We start from the raw sequence: 17,752 nt of genomic DNA on the forward strand, positions 1-17,752 counted from the left end.
CATGATTAATTATCGCGTATTTGAAACACCGCAGGATGTTGTCGTTTCATTAGCTGACACTATGATGGCAATGAGCAAGCAGGTGAAGCCTGTCCATATATCGCTTTCTGGTGGGAGTACACCAAAACTGTTGTTTAAAACATTAGCGCAAGCACCTTATGCGAAAGATGTTAATTGGAGCAACTTACACTTTTGGTGGGGCGATGAGCGTTGTGTTGAGCCAACCGACCCGGAAAGTAACTTCGGTGAAGCAAACGAGTTATTGTTCCAACAAATCGATATTCCAGCTGACAATATTCACCGTATTAAAGGTGAAGATGATCCTGCTGTAGAAGTGGTTCGATTTGCAGAGGAAATGGATGCAGAAATTCCACTTAAAAATGGCTTACCTGCATTTGATTGGATTTTATTGGGTATGGGAACCGATGGACATACAGCATCATTATTCCCGAACCAAACAGACTTTGACGATCCTGAGCTTTCTGTGATTGCAACACATCCAGATAGCGGTCAAAAACGCATTTCAAAAACAGCGCGCTTACTTGAAAATGCGGATCGTATTACCTACCTGGTGTTAGGTGAAAGCAAAGCTGAAGTATTGCAAGAAATTAATAATACGCCTGCAGAAGCTCTTGCTTATCCTGCAGCGAAAATTAAAGCCGTAAATGGCAAAACAGAATGGTTTTTAGATTCAGCAGCGGCAAAACTGCTGGCGCAAGGAGAATAATATGAAAGGCGATATCGGTGTAATTGGCTTGGCAGTAATGGGCCAAAACCTGATCCTAAACATGAATGACCACGGCTTTAACGTTGTTGCTTACAACCGTACTGTAGCAAAAGTGGAAGAATTCCTTGAAGGCCCAGCAAAAGGCACAAACATCGTTGGCGCAACGTCTCTTGAAGATCTTGTTGCTAAGTTAGAAGCACCACGTAAAGTGATGCTAATGGTTCGTGCTGGTGATGTTGTTGATGCTTTCATTGATCAACTAATTCCACTATTAGATGAAGGCGACATCATTATCGACGGTGGTAATACTAACTACCCAGATACTAACCGTCGCGTAGCGCATTGTCGTGAGAAAGGCATCTACTTTATCGGTACTGGTGTATCTGGTGGTGAAGAGGGCGCTCGTTTCGGTCCTTCAATCATGCCTGGCGGCGCAGCTGAAGCTTGGGAAGCGGTTAAGCCAATTTTCCAAGGTATCTCTGCCAAAACTGATGCTGGTGAGCCTTGTTGTGACTGGGTTGGTAACGACGGTGCTGGTCACTTTGTTAAGATGGTTCATAACGGCATTGAATACGGTGACATGCAGCTTATCACTGAAGCATACCAGTTCATGAAAGATGGTCTAGGTATGAGTGCTGATGAGATGCAAGCAGTATTCGCTGACTGGAACAAAACTGAGCTAGACAGCTACCTAGTTGAAATCACAGCTGATATTCTTGGCTACAAAGATGAAGATGGTGAAGCACTAGTTGAGAAGATCCTAGACACTGCTGGCCAAAAAGGTACGGGTAAGTGGACTGGTATCAACGCACTAGACCTAGGTATTCCACTAACGCTTATCTCTGAGTCTGTATTCTCTCGTTGCCTGTCTGCACTGAAAGACCAACGCGTTGAAGCTGCAACGTTATTCGGCAAGACAATCACGCCAGTTGAAGGTGATAAGCAAGAGTGGGTTGATGCACTACGTCAAGCACTACTAGCATCTAAGATCATCTCTTACGCGCAAGGTTTCATGCTAATGCGTGAAGCATCGAACGAAAACGGTTGGGATCTAAACTACGGTAACGTAGCACTAATGTGGCGTGGTGGTTGTATCATCCGCTCTGCGTTCCTAGGTAACATCCGTGATGCGTATGAAGCGAACCCAGATATCGCATTCCTAGGTTCTGACGAGTACTTCAAAAACATCCTACAAGGCAGCCTAGCAGCATGGCGTAAAGTAGCAGCGAAATCTCTAGAGTCTGGCATCCCAATGCCATGTACGATTTCTGCGCTATCTTTCCTAGACGGTTACACAACAGCTCGTCTACCTGCTAACTTGCTTCAAGCTCAACGTGACTACTTCGGCGCTCACACTTATGAGCGTACTGATCGTCCACGTGGTGAGTTCTTCCACACAAACTGGACTGGTACAGGCGGCAACACTGCCTCTACTACTTACGACGTTTAATACCTAAATAACGTAAGCAAAAAAACCACCGTTCGCGGTGGTTTTTTTATATCTGATTTTTAAGTGTATGTTTTTTTTGTTCTTTTTTTTTGTTCTTTTTTTTTGTTCTTTTTTTATTTGAACTAATGATATTGATAGCTTAGTCTGAAATCGGATTTCATTGAAAGGGGATATGGATCACTTTTACCATCTCGAAACAACAAGTAAAGAGATTGGGGGTGTTGAAGAATATGTTTCAGAAAGTATAGACAGGAATAAACAGTAAGCTATCTGTTCACTGCTGCTGATGACTGTCTATGTTCTACTTAACTTGAAAGTTTAGCTTTAAACTTTTATGGCTATGAGACTAGGACGCTATGAAAATATTAAAAAACAGGACTTACTCTTTTTGTTTTACTCTCGTCTAGTTCTGTATTTTCTGCTGATGACTCATCATTTTGGAATCAAGAACTCACGAATTTGATGAGAAGTTCAAAAGAAAATACGTTTGCAAACTGGAGTAACGATCCTTCCATTCAAGTTGGTGCTATTGGTTATTTAAACTATCTCACCGGTGAATTTACTTTAGTTAGTACAGATATGGTTGATGACCCTGTTTATTTTCTGACTAAACGTAAAGATGAAAAATGGGAGTTCTCATCAAAAAACACATCTAAAAATAGTGGTGAAGTAAAAGTTGACGGTGGGTACTTAGATCCAAACTCAGGGGTTAAAGTAGACGTTGGAATGGAACACTCTTGGGTTTTTTCAAAAGCGAAAAGTTTAGCTGCGACGTATATTATTGCGGTAGAAGCATATACTAATAACCCTTATGGTTTAGTTGCTGATAAATGGGATATTATAAAAAGTGCAGCCGAAAAAACACCGTATATTGACCATGAAACCGGAGATATATCTCAAGGGTTTGGCTATATCAGTGGGGTAAAATGGGCGAGTCGTGGTGTTGCTATTGCAAGCAACGACGACGAAGGTCAGTACAGTATCGTAACCTCGGTGAATGTGGCCTCACCAAAGAAAGATCAAATAGGTCTTACTCCAAAATTAATTTCTGAAAAAGGCAGTAATTCTGTTACTGCAACTAAATTCCCAGCAACAAGAGATGAAATCGTTGATCTGGTTCCTGTTGCTTTTACGTTTACTTCAATTGACGGTAAACGTCCAATCAATAATTGGACTCAACCAATTAATCAGTTAGAACTCATCATCAATAGTAAGCCCGGTAGTACGTATATAACCAAGTGGCAATTAGCATATAAGACAGTAACGAATAAAAATATTCAGCACAAATCTGGTGCCTTCCCTGCACCACAAAGTGCTTCAGTTTATTTGCCTAAAGATGCCGTAGATGTTCAGTTATCTATTAAGTTACCCGGTGTTTTTTCAAGTAATAGATGTGAAGTCGTTTGGAAAGATCCTATTAATCAGTGGAATAAAGGTAAAAAAGAAGTTCAGACGTACGGTATATGGCCTGCAAATGCATGGTGTACAGAGCTGAAATCTTCTATTGGATAAGATGCTGCTATGACCCGCCCTAAGCTGACGGGTCTTTTTGTAGTGTTGCCTTTTTTCTTCTTTACTATTACTCATTACAAAATAACAACGTCACTTATTTACCGCTTTATCCGATAGAGCCTCTCAAAATGCCCGTTATACTACCTGAATTGAATAAACCATGACTGCGTTGTTTTTCTCTTTCAAGAATAAGTATCCCCAATAGTAAAGTTTTACCAAATTTAAGAGTAAAAAAAGCCCTAACAGATAGGTTAGGGCTTAATATTATTCAGACACTAATTTTAATTAGCTGACTTCAATTGGACCACCGAACGAGGTGACAGGTGGCAGTTCACCTTTAAACTTCTCGAAGTTCACAATACAGGTTTGTGCGCTTGTTGCCTGCGCAAGTTCAGAAGATGGAATATCCATAGTTAGTGTATTTGGATCGCCATAAGTGTCGATCGCACCAATTTTTTCGTTAAGAGGGCCATACCATGCCCCTTCTTCGATACGAACAATACCGCGAGGGTAGCTGTCAGTCAGCACTGCACCCGCTAATAGCTGTCCACGGTCGTTAAATACACGTACCACATCACCATCTTTGACGCCTTTTTCAGCCGCATCTTGAGGGTTAATGTAAATAGGTTCACGACCTTGTACAGTGTAAGTTGCACGGAACTCTTCCGATTCACACATTTGTGAGTGCAAACGCTTATCTGGGTGACAAGACTGCAGCCAGAACGGGTGTTTATCAGAGCCCGGACCACCGTGAGAACGTTCTGTTTTTTCAAACCACATTGGGTGTTCTTGACAGTGTTCGTATTTGTAACGGCCAATCTTACGACTTGTGATTTCAATAAAGCCTGATGGTGTACCTAGCGCGTTAATTTCAGGATCTTGACGGAAGTCAGCATGACGTACCCAAGGCTTACCTGTACCAAAGTCTAAGAAACCTTGTTGCCAGAATACATCAAACTCAGGCATATCAAACTTACCCTTGTTCGCTTTACGACAATCATTATAAAGCATACTAACCCATTGCATTTCATCCATACCACGGGTGTATTCGTTGTTTTTACCAAAGCGACGTGTCAGCTCTGTAAAGATCTCAAAGTCAGTTTTAGATTGGTAAAGCGGATCAACCAGTTTATGCATAGCCAGTAAACCACGACCACTGTATGAACCCATAACATCAATATCATTTCGTTCAAACTGGGTACATGCTGGCAGCACAATATCTGAGAAACGACAGGTGGCCGTCCAAGCAAAATCAATCGTTACAACGGTTTGTAGCTTTTGGAACGCTTTCTTCATACGGTTACGATCTTGGTGGTGATGCCAAGGGTTGTTACCACTGATCACCATCATTTTGTAATCAGGAAGAATAACTTTTGAACCATTGTATTTAATTTCTTTGCCCGGCTCTAAAATACAGTCAACGAAACGTGCAACAGGGATAGTGCGGCTGTAACCGTTAAAATCATTGTTATCCCATTTCGGCTTTTGACCTTCATCGACGTTACGAGGGAAGCCACCTGGTGCAGCAAAGCCCGTTGAAGGTACACCGATACCAGAGTAGTGGTGACCATATGAAATACCACCGCCAGGAAGACCGATTTGACCAACCATCGCGGCAATAACCGCACCCATCCAGTATGGCTGCTCACCGTGCTCTTGACGTTGAATACACCAACCAAACAGAATTTGAGTACGCTCTTTAACCAGCATACGAGCAAAATCTTTAATTTGATCGGCTGGTACGCCACAGATCTCAGCAGCCCACTCAGGGGTTTTCTCAACGCGATCTTTGGTTTCACCTTTTACGTAACCAATGAACTCATCGAAACCAAGGCAGTACATCTTGATGAACTCTTTATCGTAAAGGTTCTCGTTGTACAGGGTATGCGCCACACCTAACATAAATGCCACATCGGTTTGTGGATTAATGTATAGGTGTTTGTTGTTTAGGTAACGTTGGGTCTTATTCTTAACCGGATCAACAGAGATCACATTGATCTCACCGTTATCAACTTTCTCTTTTAACTGCGCTAGATATGGGAAAGATTCGTGGGTTTCACAGTTCCAGCCCACCTGCAGGTTTTTCACCGGATCGTTTGCCCATAGCACCACATTTTTACTGTGATCAAGGATTTCAGACCAAGAAGTACCTTGTGCGTAAACTTCTGTTGAGCCGAGCACGTATGGCATGATGGTTTGACCAGCACCTGTTGAGTAGTCGCCTACTTTAGTGATGTAGTTACCATGCATACCCACAGCACGTTGCATGTGGCTGGTACAGCTGTGGAACTGACCCGTTTGACGCCAACCCGTTTGGCCTGCATGCAATGCCCATGGACCGTAATCTTTTTGAATACGTTCCAGTTCACGGTAGAACAAATCTAATGCTTCATCCCATGTAACACGGATAAAACGGTTATTACCGCGAGTTTCACCACTAAATTTGTGTTTCTTCAGCCAATCTAAACGCACCATAGGGTAGCGTACACGTGATGGATTGTAGATTACGCCCTTAATGCCTTTTAGCATTTCGGTTGGGTTTTTATCTATTTCAATCGCTTCGATTTCTTGTACTTTACCGGCATAGATATGGGCGCGGAAAGCGCCCCAGTGTGAGCCGGAGTAACGCCATGTACCTTGACCAATTTGATCGTCTGCAAACACTTTTGATGATGCGAGTAGGCTAGGACCGATAACAGAAGCAGCACTTGTTGTTGCAAGGCCTTTAAGAAAACTTCTTCTTGATACAGACATATTTATTTTAACTCCATCAATACTTAGTGTTGTGCGTCAGAAAAATCAGAAGAGTGCTTCTGAAGGTATTTACGCACCACGGCTTCACTATCACGGTCAAAGTTAACGAACGCTAACATACCGTTGAACATTCCAGGCCAAGTATTGGCATCGAAGTGGCTTTCAGCAGGTTGAGTGTGACAAACTGAACAGTTAGTGGTGTAAGCTGATTTCGCTTTTTCCCAAACTGGCGTGATGTCATTAACAAGCGAGTCTTTTGGCATCCAGACTTTTGCTGTTACACGTTGCCAAGGAAGACCTGTTAGGTCATCAACTTTCTCTTCATATTTATCAACAACCTTGTCGTTTTGTGCAGATTCTTTTAGGAGCGATGCAACAGGAATGTTCATACCGAAGTCTTCTTGAATCACTCGGCCATAGCCCTTGTCTTTACGCCAGCCTGCAATTTCAACTTCAACTGCTTTGTCAGTTTCATCGATCACTTTTACGCCAGAAGCAGGGTTTAATAGGCCAGCTTCTACCTTCATATCTTTATCTTCATAAACAGGAAGGAAACGTACGCTATACACTTCTTCGCCTTTGTTGTACTTAGTATCGTGAGATAGCTGTACTAACTCAGATATCATGCCACCACTGGTATCCATATCTTTCGGTAAGTGGTGAGCAATACCTTTGTGACAATCTACACAGCTTTGATCACGCTCTGCTGCATTCTTCATTTGAACGCGAGCAACAGGAGACATCTTAGTGAAGTCCATTCCTTTATAGTCATGGCAATCTCGACATTCTTGAGAGCCATTCGCTTTAAAGCGTTCCCACTCATGTTGAGCCAGTACAATGCGGCGGTCTTCAAATTTTTCAGGGGTATCAATGAAGCCAGCTACGTGGGCGAAGACTTCTTTACTTGCTTGAATTTTACGCGCGATTTTATCTGTCCAGTCGTGTGGAACGTGACAGTCAGGACAAGTTGCACGAACACCAGAACGGTTTTTGTCATGAATAGTGTTGGCGTATTCAGGTGCAACGTTGTCAGCGTGGCAACTAACACAGAACTCTTCGGTATTGGTTGCTTCTAGTGCAGTATTAAAACCACCCCAGAAAATAACGCCAGCAATAAAGCCACCAAGGGTTAGTACACCTAGGCTAATATGAACGCTTGGACGTGATAGGGTCTGCCAAGCTTTAAGCAAAAATGATTTCATTATAGATTCTCTTATATGATGCTAACGGTGATTAATTAGGGATTAACCGCCATGTCCTGGTGGACCAAATACGAAGAGTTGAAGCATCCAAACGGTAAAGCCGTAGCCCCCGACAAAAATGACGCTGAGAATTGGAAATAAAAAGACGACGATAAAAATGAACATCTTCCATTCTCGGCTACGAGTTTGCTTGGTTTCTTGATCAGTCGCACTGCTCATACAACCTCCTAATTTGTAAAAATGAGTAGTTATAAATATTTTTATTAAATCTATTTATATTGCGATCATAAATTAACCACCACATGCAGTTCAATTAATACTTTAGAGTTAACCCTATGTTTTACAGTGTTTTTTGATTTTGACCCTATACTGTAATAATAAAAGACATAATAAGTAGAAAAGTTAAAATTTATGACGGTATGTTTTAATTTAAAGGAGGGGGGATTATTCGTGATTGTATTATTGGTTGTTTGATTGTAATAAAATAAAAGTAAAGTTGTATTAATCGTTATTTGAATGTGTAGGTGTAATTGTGTTATAGCAATTAATTGCTGCTTAAAATATGAATAGCATGAATAACATTACTGATGAAAAAATAGGCATTATATGAATGCCTATTTTTTTATTGATAATTACAGCGCTTAAGCTTTAATCAATAAGCTGATAGTGATTACGTAAAATATTAATAATTTCAGCTTTAGGGTTTTTGCTTAATGTGATCTTTTTTCCGGTGATTTTTTCGGCAATACCCGTATAAACACGCGATATTTGCATGAGTACTTCTTGTGGTAACTCGTTGTCACGAGCAAGAGCAAAGCGTTCTTCCATGCGATCTTTATTTAATAAAATATCGGGCTCTGGAAAAGTGTTAAGTAGTACTTGGCGAAAATCTTCTTTTGAGTTTTCGACGATTTGACCGTCGCGGTAAGCTGCGCCATCCCAGATACGAGAAGAATCGGGTGTTCCCACCTCATCCATATAAATGAGTTTTTCGTTACCACTAGCATCTGTTACATAGCCAAACTCAAATTTGGTATCAACAAAGATTTGATCAATATTTGCGAGTGCATTACTGATAACATTAAATCCTTCTGCCAATAACTTTTCATACTGGGTAATGTCATCAGTATTGCGGAAGTTGAATGCAGCGAAATTATTGACGAGATCATCACGAGTGACATTGACATCATCTGCTTCAGGAACATTCGGAATGCCTTTTAGAATCCCTTTGGTTGATGGTGTCATGAGTAGTTCAGGGAGCTTTTGATCTTTTTCTAGCCCTTCAGGTAATTCTATACCGCAGAAATGACGTTCACCTTTGCTGTATGCACGCCACATTGAACCGGTAATGTATTGGCGACAAATAGCTTCAACCATCACAGGTTTTGCTTTTTGTACAATCCAAACAAAAGGGTGGGGGATATCAAGGATATGGCTATCCGCTAATCCATTATCTTTAAATAATTGAAACCAGTGATTAGATATCGCATTTAACGCAGCACCTTTCCCTGGGACTCCTTTAAGCCCTCCTTCACCGTGCCAGATACAATCAAAAGCAGAAATACGGTCGCTGATCACCATAATAGCGAGCGGTGCGTCGGGTTGAACGTTATAGCCTTTTTCTTTAATCAAACGTTGACTGTCAGCTTCTGTAAGCCAGTAAACAGAGCGTACCTTACCGCTATGAACGGGTTTATCAGTACGGATAGGGAGATCATCATTAACAGCTAAAACTTGATCGGCAAGGCTCATCGTGAAAGTCCTATTCAAAGATTACGCAGAAATGCAGAAGGATAATGACATGAATAAAATCACATCGTTATCAATCATCGTAATCGCATAATACAAGGTTAAGTAAGTCACTGCCAGTAAAATAGCAAACGTTTGCCTTTGGTTTGATTAAAACAAAAAAGGCGATAGACATTGGAATGTTTATCGCCTTGGCTATGTTTAAAATAGCTGGTGGATACTGCTTAATTTTTGTGGTGTTTGATGGATGAAGTGGGTTACCCATACTTGAATATCAGTCCAGTTTAGCCATACGGGACTAAACCGAAAGTGGTGCCAATTGGTTAAAATATGCAATGTCTTATGATAAGACGGTGCGGTCGCAAAAAGTAAAACAATTGCCACTATTTGCGCCAAGCTAATGAGAGGGTTCCTAACGGAAAAGGGTTTTAATGCTGTTCCAAATGACTTTTTTAGACGTTGGTTGGAAAGATCAACACTATAAATTTCATCTAACAACAAGTGAACAAAACCACCAAAAAGAACAAAGCTACCTGCTAGCCAGCTGGTTTCGGCGGTATGTCCAATGATAGAGCTTACATGAACGCAACATAGGGCAATGAGCAGAACAAACGCAATTGAATGGCAGCAACCACGGTGGACAGTACGGCGTTCAAAAACCGCTTTTCCCATATAGCGGATAGTAATAAACAGTGCTGCGCTATAGAGTAGTAACTCAAGCATCGTCACTTGAGTATAAATATGACTAATTAAAATGAAGCAGCAAAAACCAGCCAAGATATTAAACAAGGCTTTCATCGATGTTGAATGATCTGAATCTATGTCAGGTAATAGGCCACCAATAGTGCCAAGAAATGTCATCCAAATTGCCGCCGAAGGCGAAATATGATCAGCCGATAAGAAGGCGGTGGCCGTTAAACCACTAGCAACGGCTGCAACACTAAAGTGAGTAGAAAAGTTTGCCAAGAAGAAAGTTCCAACTGGGTTTATATACAGTTGTGTTTATCATTATATGGTCATAAATTTCAACCAATATCACAATTCTAGCATGTACTTTATGTTTGTTCGGATAAATAAACAACGAAACGGAGTATTTATCTGTTAAGTGTGTTAGAGCGTTGATGGGGAGAAAAAGAGATAAAAAAGCCTTAGTAAAGTTGGAGTAACTTAACTAAGGCGCTAATTCACAGGGAGAGAAAAAGTTATGCAGCGATAAATGCTGAGATAATGCCGATCACACCACCAAAGACACCGCCCCAAACGACTAACCAGCCTAAGTGTTCACTGATCATCTTTTGCACCATTTCTTTGACCATTTTTGGGGTTAATTCATTCAGGCGCTGATCGATAATTTCTTCAATCGTCTCTTCGATATCATTGAGTGATTCAGGCTTAGCTAGTTGATCTTTAAGTGCTGCTTTAAAGTCATCTTGTTGGCTAATTTCGTTAACAGAATCCTGCATTTTTTCAATGAAAGGTTCGCGTAGTGGTTGGAGTGCTTCTACGCCACCCATCATGGTTAGCATGCCACCAAATTGTGAATTCATGATCACATCAAGTAACGAATCGTAAGCTGGCGCAAAATCAATTTTTTGGATCACAGGCTGCAAGTTTAAATTGGTTGAGCTTGTCATTTCTTTATTAAGAAAGCGGCTAATGTTTTCTTGAGTAAAGAATTGCTCCATCATGAGATTTTTAATGGCTGTTTTAAATTCTTCAAAACGAGCAGGAATAACCCCTGAGCCGTAGAGTCCGGGCACCTTTTCAAATAGCATATGAATAGCAAGCCAGTTTGTTAATGCGCCAGAAAATGCGAATAAGCCACAATAAAGGATGACTTGCTGGTTAGTAAGGTAACCAATAGCTAGCAAGATAAGTGAAATAAGGTTGGTGAGTAAGCTTTTATTCATACGGGTTTATTCTCGGTGTGGAGCACACAGCTAATTTTAAAAGAGGTGAGCCAAGTCTTTATGGCTTATTGTGGACAGATTTTAACAACAGACTATGCGCAATGCCACAATTAGCAGATTGATAGGTAATCGTTAGGTATATGTTATGCTCAACTGCTGTATATATCACCAGCAATGAATGTAAACCTAATTAAGGAATTGTTATACTCGCGCATTCACTTATCTATCATCACGTGGTGTTGTCATGACAAGCTTTACAGCTGAACAAACGGCTTTTATTAATCACCTATCTGGTAATGCATTATGTGTTGCAGGAGCGGGGACGGGTAAAACCACTACTTTGGTAGGGCTAGTTGAGAAAAAATTAGCGACAATTGCACCACAAAACATGTTGGTGTTGATGTTTAACCGTGATATTCGCACCGATTTTAAAGCTAAATTAGAGCGAAATAGTCATGGGGTGAATGTTCCCGTGCATACATTTCACAGTTTTTGTTATCAATTATTACGTCAATCAGGCTATTTAGCTGAGACGGGTTATCAAATTGATTTCAATAATGGTGAAAGTGATAAAATCATTGCGAAACGAATTTTGCGTCAAATGGCAGCGCAAGAGAAGTCGTATCAAAAGCAACAAACATTCAAAGATCCGCGCACCATTGAATTATTGATGAGTTTTATTGGTTTGGTAAAAGCGCATATGTTACCGCCAAAGGAAGTGTTTGAGCTGTCTGATATTAGTGATGAATACCATTTTATCATTGAAGCGTATTGGAATTTTGAAACTATTCGTAAAGAGCGTAAACAGTTATTCTTCGATGATTGGTTGGTAGAAACGGTTAATTTACTGACTGATAATGAGGCGTTACGTGCTTATTATCATCAACAAATCCAATTTATGGTTGTTGATGAATTTCAGGATATAAATACCGCGCAATATCGATTGTTAAAACTGTTACTCGGGGAGCAAGCGCAATTAGTGGCTGTCGGTGATGTCGATCAGTGTATTTATAAATGGCGTGGCAGCGCTCCCCAATTTATGCTGAACTTTGAACAAGATTTTACGCCTGCAACCACCTATAGCCTGTCACATACATTTCGTTTTGGCCACAGCTTAGCGTTAGCTGCGAGTCACTTGATTGCCAATAACAAGCAACGTTTCCACGATTTTCAAACGATCTCTCATCAGTCAGTTGCTGATACCCCCGTTGAAGTGATAGGAACTGCGCGCCAAGTCGGCGAGATCGCACAATCTATTGCTGAATATATCGAACAAGGTGGAACACCTTCTGATGTTGCGATTTTAGTTCGTCGTTGGTCACAAACTATGTTGTTTGAATTAGCGTTTTTAACTAAAAATATTCCTTTTTATATGCCTGTTGGCTCGGTGTTATCAAATAGTCGAGAAGTGAAATTATTGCTTGATGTGATGCGATTTGCCACTGGGCGCTACAATCAGTTTCAACCTCATGAGAAAGCGACACTCGTCTTTAATATGATGTCTTTTCCACACTGTTATGTGCCAAATGCCAGTTTGCGACCGTTATGTGATGAGCTTGCTAATACGCCAATTGAGCAGTGGTTAGAGGTTGTGAAGAAAACGGAAAAGTTACAGCCAGCATTAAATCTTGATAATTTTACATCACGAGTAGAATTATTAATGATGCTTCGCCGTAAAGGGGGCTTTAAAGCATTAGATGTTTATCGTCAGTATCGTCGTGATAGCGAGTTAGATAATTGGATTTGGAAAACAGAAGCGACTGCATCAGAAATAGAAGAAGCGGTTGAACGACTTGATAGTGTTGAAACGGTATTGGCTTCGATGGATCAAGATTGTGAAAAAGCACTTCAGTATTTTGACTATTATACGCAACGTTCTGATTCGTTACGCCAATCAGAATCCACCACAAGCAATGTGCAATTAACCACGATATTCAGAGCGAAAGGTTGTGAGTATAGCCAAGTACATTTACCGTATTGGGATAAAGATGCTTTTCCTTACGTTAATCGATCTTCTGTCGGTATTTCAGCAGATACTGAAGAAGAACGACGCTTGGCGTATGTCGCGATAACGCGTGCGAAACATAAAGCTAAAATTTACTATTCAGTTGAGAACAGTAAAAAAGATACTTATGTTCGCAAAGATAAAAACGCGAGTCAGTTTATTCTTGAATCGAAGGCGACACTTGCACAAGAAATTGGTCCTCAGCTTTATCTGGAAGGGACGTTACCCTTTAATAAATCGCCGATTGTTCAAGGGTATTACCAACGCTTAGGACGGTTTGAGCAGATGCAAGCAGCGCCAGAGCCTGTAGAAATAGAGCAGCCAGCAGTTGGTAAGGATGGACAATTAAACTACAGTTTTTTGTGGGCAGTTGAACAACCGTTACCAAATAATGCAGAAAAGCTTGTTCGTTCAATGGTGAAAACTAAAACAGCAAAATATTTAGAAACAGAGTTAAATAGAATTTTACGAGAATTAAAAAAAGCAGATTTGACGAAAGAAAAAGTATTGGTGAATCGGCTTATCGTAATCGCTAAAGCAAAAGCGAGAAGGTATAGCTAAATAGATATGTCATTCATAATTTCACGTTATCAACATGCTATTTATGGCTTTGGCTTGTTTTAGGACCGATTTTTTGTTGAAACTCGTAATTAATTTACTATTTTAATTATTTCAATCGTATTGTTTTTATTTGATGATATTTACATGATAAACGTTTCATTATTATATCTATCATTAATCAACAAAATAACGTTGTTCTCTATTATATCGAGCTTCGCGTTGGCCTAAATTTTGTTGAATAACAAATTCAAGACGAGAGCGTAATTGTTGCGACTTATTAATTTTTCGTCTATGAAAAACAGAGTGAAGTAATTGTTTTAACATTCTAAACCTACTTGTTTTTTTAGCTACACAATAAAAAGATTTGTTAGTTATTCAAAAACATCGTATTCCAGCTTCCCTATACAACTCAATATATCAAACCGTTTCTGAACCTACGTTGTATTAAATAACATAGGTGCTGACTTCTTCATTCAACAGAGAATGTTAAGAATGATAAATATAAAGGGAGATTAACATCAATAGTGATTATGTTAAGTAACGAGAGTTACCCTGTCAAAATCGAAAAATGCATCATAATATTGTGCAATTATGATGCATTTCCATGCTTAAGCTAAGGTTACTTATTTTGCCATTTATCAACAACAAGTGCTGCAATCAAATCACCTTCAACGTTAACGGCTGTTCTAAAGGTATCTAACGGACGTTCAATAACCAATAAAATTGCGATTGCCTCTAAAGGGATACCGACAGCCAGCATGACTAACTGCATACCTGACATAGAACCTGACGGCATACCTGGTGCGCCAATAGAAGAGACCATTGCCATGATGAAAATCATGATTAGACCACCAGTACCTAAGTCGATACCGTAAAGCTGTGCTAGGAAGATAGCTGCTACGCCTTCAAAAAGGGCTGTACCATCCATATTCATAATAGAGCCAAGCGGCAATACCATACTGCTGGTTGATTGTGAAATGTTAAGCTCTTCTTCCGCTGTTTGCATTGAAAGTGGTAGCGTTGCTGAACTTGATGATGTTGCAAATGCCATGGCCATTGGTGCAGATAGCGCTCTAAATAAGTCTTTGAACTTAATACCTGTCACGACTTTTGCAATGATAGGTAAAACAAAACCACCGTGAATAAAGGTTAGAGTAAATACCAGTAACGCAAAGCGGGCGAGTTCACCAAAAATGGCATTACCGCTTTGAAGAGTAAATTGGAAAACAATCGCAAATACAGCCAGTGGTGCTAGTTTGATGATCCACGATACCACACGGTTAACGGCAGTATTGAGTCCATCGATAACCTCAAATACAGGGTGCTTTTCCGGTAAGCTTGCCAGCAATGCAATGCCAAGTAATAGCGCAAATACAACAATCGCTAATAAGTTAGTTGTTGCCATTGCTTGAAAAGGGTTTACCAATGCCATGTTAAATAGCTTTTCAACAATAGCGCCACCGGAGGCGGAGGTTTGATCGATTAATTGAACATGGCTGCTGACATGAACTTTTGAAGTATCGACTAATTGTGGCCATTTAGGCAGTGACAGTGAAACACCTAAGGCTAATGCAATCGCAAGCGTTGAAGTAAAGGCATAAAACGAAACTGTTTTTAAACCAAGCTCTTTTAATCGAATTATTGAGCCGATACTGGTGATACCACGTAGCAATGAAAATAGCACTACGGCACCAACAAGCATTTTTAGTAAACCAATATAAGTGGTTTTTAATAACATAAGGAGCTTGAAGGTTGTGCTTGTTTCAAACCCTGACGATAGTGGTAGCAGTGTTGCTAACGCCCATGCTAACAAGCCAGCAATAAGTAATTGAAATGGTAATGATTTTAATAAACGGCGATGCATGAGAGTCTCTTGTAACGTTCGTTGAGAATAAAATTAAAAAATAAAAATGAGCGTTGATATAATTTTTTATAAGAAAAAGCGCTCTGACACAGAGTACCAGAGCGTGGCAAATGCCAATTCTCAATTAACGATAAGTCGGTTGTCTTTACGACTGACAGAAAAATTTGGTTTATTATTACTTTCGCTAAAAGAGGAAGTGCTGATCCGTAGCAGGTTTTGAACAAAGGTGTGAGATAAAATCTCGCCTGTCTTCGTAACAGACAGTAGTCGTTACGAAGACAGGATGTAGCTTAAATAAGAGGAAAATTACTTATCAAAGTGAATGATAGTACGAATGCTCTTACCTTCGTGCAGCAGATCGAATGCTTCGTTGATCTTGTCTAGGCCCATGTTGAATGAGATGAAGTCATCTAACTGGAACTCACCTGCCATGTAACGATCTACGATACCTGGAAGTTCTGAACGGCCTTTAACACCACCGAATGCAGAACCACGCCATACGCGACCTGTTACTAGTTGGAATGGACGAGTTGAGATCTCTTGACCTGCACCTGCAACACCGATGATTACAGACTCACCCCAGCCTTTGTGACAACACTCAAGCGCAGAGCGCATCACGTTTACGTTACCGATACATTCGAAAGAGTAATCAACACCACCGTCAGTCATCTCAACGATCACTTCTTGGATAGGTTTATCGAACTTAGTAGGGTTAACACACTCAGTTGCACCTAGTTTACGAGCAAGGTCGAACTTGTCTTCGTTGATGTCGATAGCAATGATGCGGCTTGCTTTAGCCATTGTTGCACCAATGATAGCTGCTAGACCGATACCACCAAGGCCGAATACAGCAACAGTGCTACCTTCTTCAACTTTCGCTGTATTAAGTACCGCACCCATACCTGTAGTAACACCACAACCTAGTAGACATACTTCTTCTAGCGGTGCTTCTTTGTTGATTTTCGCTAGTGAAATCTCAGGAAGAACAGTGTATTCAGAGAATGTTGAACAACCCATGTAGTGGAAGATAGGTTGACCATCTTTATAGAAACGTGTTGTACCGTCTGGCATTAGACCTTTACCTTGTGTCTCACGTACTGCTTGACATAGGTTTGTTTTGCCAGATAGACAGTATTTACACTTGCCACATTCTGCAGTGTAAAGTGGAATAACGTGGTCGCCTACTTGAAGATCGGTAACGCCTTCACCAACCATTTCAACAATACCGCCACCTTCGTGACCAAGAATTGCAGGGAAGATACCTTCTGGATCATCACCTGATAGTGTGAAAGCATCAGTGTGACATACGCCTGTTGCTACGATGCGAACGAGAACTTCACCTGCACGAGGTAACATTACATCTACTTCTTCAATTGAAAGTGGTTGTTTTGGACCCCATGCAATCGCAGCTTTTGATTTGATAAATTTATCAGTCATCGTTAAATCACTCTGTTAAGCCAACTTGATTGGCGATAATTATTATTAAAATACGACAATTAAACGATATTACTCATGTCGTCTTGATGGAACTATTATATTTATTTCTTAGTCAATGATAATCCCTTGATATGGAAAATGATTATTACCAAATGGTAATAGTCAAAATTATCATTTCCGTTAAAAGCATAAAATTAACTTTAAATATTAGTAAAGAACTATACGCTATTGTAGCTTATGTTTTAAAGGAATTTTCAGGTATTCCATTTTTAATGTTATAAACACTCAAGAGGAAAAGTGTATCTTGCTGATTTTATAGTTTATTTTGACTTTTAAGAGTGGGTTTATTGAGTGTGCTTGAACAGCGTGATTAGGTTGAATAAGTAAAAGGTATAAGTGTTATTTGTCGTTATGGGAGAGCGGTTTATTTTAAAAACGTTATGAAGTTGCTGTTTGGGATGGGATTTAAAAAAACAATAGGTGTGATTGTTATCGTGTGAAAGACGGTAATAATGCAGTATTGTGTCATTCATGTATTTTATTTAACGTAAATAAAAAAGCACATGCAACCCGAATGGTTT

The 17,752-nt window shown here is 40.2% G+C and carries 12 protein-coding genes; 4 read left to right on the forward strand and 8 right to left on the reverse strand.

The window, feature by feature from the left end; translation table 11 throughout:
- The first annotated feature begins 1 nt into the window (after window position 1).
- The 3 genes from pgl (at window position 2) to C9J46_RS03070 (ending at window position 3,689) form a co-directional block, all read left to right on the forward strand.
- The gene (pgl, locus tag C9J46_RS03060; RefSeq protein ID WP_107290543.1) at window positions 2-727 is read left to right on the forward strand and encodes a 6-phosphogluconolactonase; all 726 of its coding nucleotides are present in this window, start codon (window positions 2-4) and stop codon (window positions 725-727) included.
- Window position 728: 1 nt separating this feature from the next.
- Window positions 729-2,177, forward strand: a complete 1,449-nt coding sequence (gene gnd / locus C9J46_RS03065; RefSeq protein ID WP_105059961.1) for a decarboxylating NADP(+)-dependent phosphogluconate dehydrogenase — start codon at window positions 729-731, stop codon at window positions 2,175-2,177.
- Between the two features lie 462 nt (window positions 2,178-2,639).
- Window positions 2,640-3,689 (forward strand): hypothetical protein, encoded by a 1,050-nt coding sequence (locus tag C9J46_RS03070; RefSeq protein ID WP_107290544.1) that lies wholly within the window; start codon window positions 2,640-2,642, stop codon window positions 3,687-3,689.
- Window positions 3,690-3,974: 285 nt separating this feature from the next.
- Here the strand turns inward: C9J46_RS03070 and torA are convergent, their stop codons facing one another.
- From torA to C9J46_RS03100, 6 genes are all read right to left on the reverse strand, one after another.
- A complete protein-coding gene (gene torA, locus C9J46_RS03075) occupies window positions 3,975-6,443 on the reverse strand; it encodes a trimethylamine-N-oxide reductase TorA (RefSeq protein WP_107287102.1) in 2,469 nt (822 codons plus the stop codon).
- 23 nt (window positions 6,444-6,466) lie between these two features.
- The gene (gene torC / locus C9J46_RS03080; protein ID WP_107287101.1) at window positions 6,467-7,645 is read right to left on the reverse strand and encodes a pentaheme c-type cytochrome TorC; all 1,179 of its coding nucleotides are present in this window, start codon (window positions 7,643-7,645) and stop codon (window positions 6,467-6,469) included.
- Window positions 7,646-7,687: 42 nt separating this feature from the next.
- Window positions 7,688-7,864, reverse strand: a complete 177-nt coding sequence (gene torE, locus C9J46_RS03085) for a trimethylamine N-oxide reductase system protein TorE (RefSeq protein ID WP_045153582.1) — start codon at window positions 7,862-7,864, stop codon at window positions 7,688-7,690.
- A gap of 429 nt (window positions 7,865-8,293) precedes the next feature.
- On the reverse strand, window positions 8,294-9,397 hold the full coding sequence (locus tag C9J46_RS03090; protein ID WP_107246018.1) for a phosphoribosylaminoimidazolesuccinocarboxamide synthase: 1,104 nt from the start codon (window positions 9,395-9,397) through the stop codon (window positions 8,294-8,296).
- A gap of 198 nt (window positions 9,398-9,595) precedes the next feature.
- Window positions 9,596-10,360: a metal-dependent hydrolase gene (locus C9J46_RS03095; RefSeq protein WP_107206317.1), complete on the reverse strand. Its 765-nt coding sequence runs from the start codon at window positions 10,358-10,360 to the stop codon at window positions 9,596-9,598.
- Between the two features lie 236 nt (window positions 10,361-10,596).
- Window positions 10,597-11,304: a DUF445 domain-containing protein gene (locus C9J46_RS03100; RefSeq protein ID WP_107206318.1), complete on the reverse strand. Its 708-nt coding sequence runs from the start codon at window positions 11,302-11,304 to the stop codon at window positions 10,597-10,599.
- Window positions 11,305-11,548: 244 nt separating this feature from the next.
- Here C9J46_RS03100 and C9J46_RS03105 point away from each other — a divergent pair, with 244 nt between their 5' ends.
- Entirely contained in the window at window positions 11,549-13,870 is a 2,322-nt protein-coding gene (locus C9J46_RS03105) for an ATP-dependent helicase (protein ID WP_107290545.1), read from the forward strand.
- Window positions 13,871-14,489: 619 nt separating this feature from the next.
- On the opposite strand, the gene C9J46_RS03110 is transcribed toward C9J46_RS03105, so the two are convergent.
- The gene (locus C9J46_RS03110; RefSeq protein ID WP_107206320.1) at window positions 14,490-15,734 is read right to left on the reverse strand and encodes a dicarboxylate/amino acid:cation symporter; all 1,245 of its coding nucleotides are present in this window, start codon (window positions 15,732-15,734) and stop codon (window positions 14,490-14,492) included.
- A gap of 306 nt (window positions 15,735-16,040) precedes the next feature.
- The gene (locus C9J46_RS03115) at window positions 16,041-17,171 is read right to left on the reverse strand and encodes an S-(hydroxymethyl)glutathione dehydrogenase/class III alcohol dehydrogenase (RefSeq protein WP_107206321.1); all 1,131 of its coding nucleotides are present in this window, start codon (window positions 17,169-17,171) and stop codon (window positions 16,041-16,043) included.
- Window positions 17,172-17,752 lie beyond the last annotated feature (581 nt).

The sequence above is a fragment of the Photobacterium sp. GB-36 genome, from assembly GCF_003026135.1.
In the GTDB taxonomy this organism is placed as follows: Bacteria; Pseudomonadota; Gammaproteobacteria; order Enterobacterales; family Vibrionaceae; genus Photobacterium.

Bases quoted from the DNA above. Each gene is read 5' to 3' on its own strand.
- torA (WP_107287102.1), bottom strand. From the start codon at position 6,443: ATGTCTGTATCAAGAAGAAGTTTTCTTAAAGGCCTTGCAACAACAAGT.
- torE (WP_045153582.1), bottom strand. From the start codon at position 7,864: ATGAGCAGTGCGACTGATCAAGAAACCAAGCAAACTCGTAGCCGAGAA.
- C9J46_RS03070 (WP_107290544.1), top strand. From the start codon at position 2,640: ATGAGAAGTTCAAAAGAAAATACGTTTGCAAACTGGAGTAACGATCCT.
- C9J46_RS03115 (WP_107206321.1), bottom strand. From the start codon at position 17,171: ATGACTGATAAATTTATCAAATCAAAAGCTGCGATTGCATGGGGTCCA.
- pgl (WP_107290543.1), top strand. From the start codon at position 2: ATGATTAATTATCGCGTATTTGAAACACCGCAGGATGTTGTCGTTTCA.
- C9J46_RS03090 (WP_107246018.1), bottom strand. From the start codon at position 9,397: ATGAGCCTTGCCGATCAAGTTTTAGCTGTTAATGATGATCTCCCTATC.
- gnd (WP_105059961.1), top strand. From the start codon at position 729: ATGAAAGGCGATATCGGTGTAATTGGCTTGGCAGTAATGGGCCAAAAC.
- C9J46_RS03110 (WP_107206320.1), bottom strand. From the start codon at position 15,734: ATGCATCGCCGTTTATTAAAATCATTACCATTTCAATTACTTATTGCT.
- torC (WP_107287101.1), bottom strand. From the start codon at position 7,645: ATGAAATCATTTTTGCTTAAAGCTTGGCAGACCCTATCACGTCCAAGC.
- C9J46_RS03105 (WP_107290545.1), top strand. From the start codon at position 11,549: ATGACAAGCTTTACAGCTGAACAAACGGCTTTTATTAATCACCTATCT.
- C9J46_RS03100 (WP_107206318.1), bottom strand. From the start codon at position 11,304: ATGAATAAAAGCTTACTCACCAACCTTATTTCACTTATCTTGCTAGCT.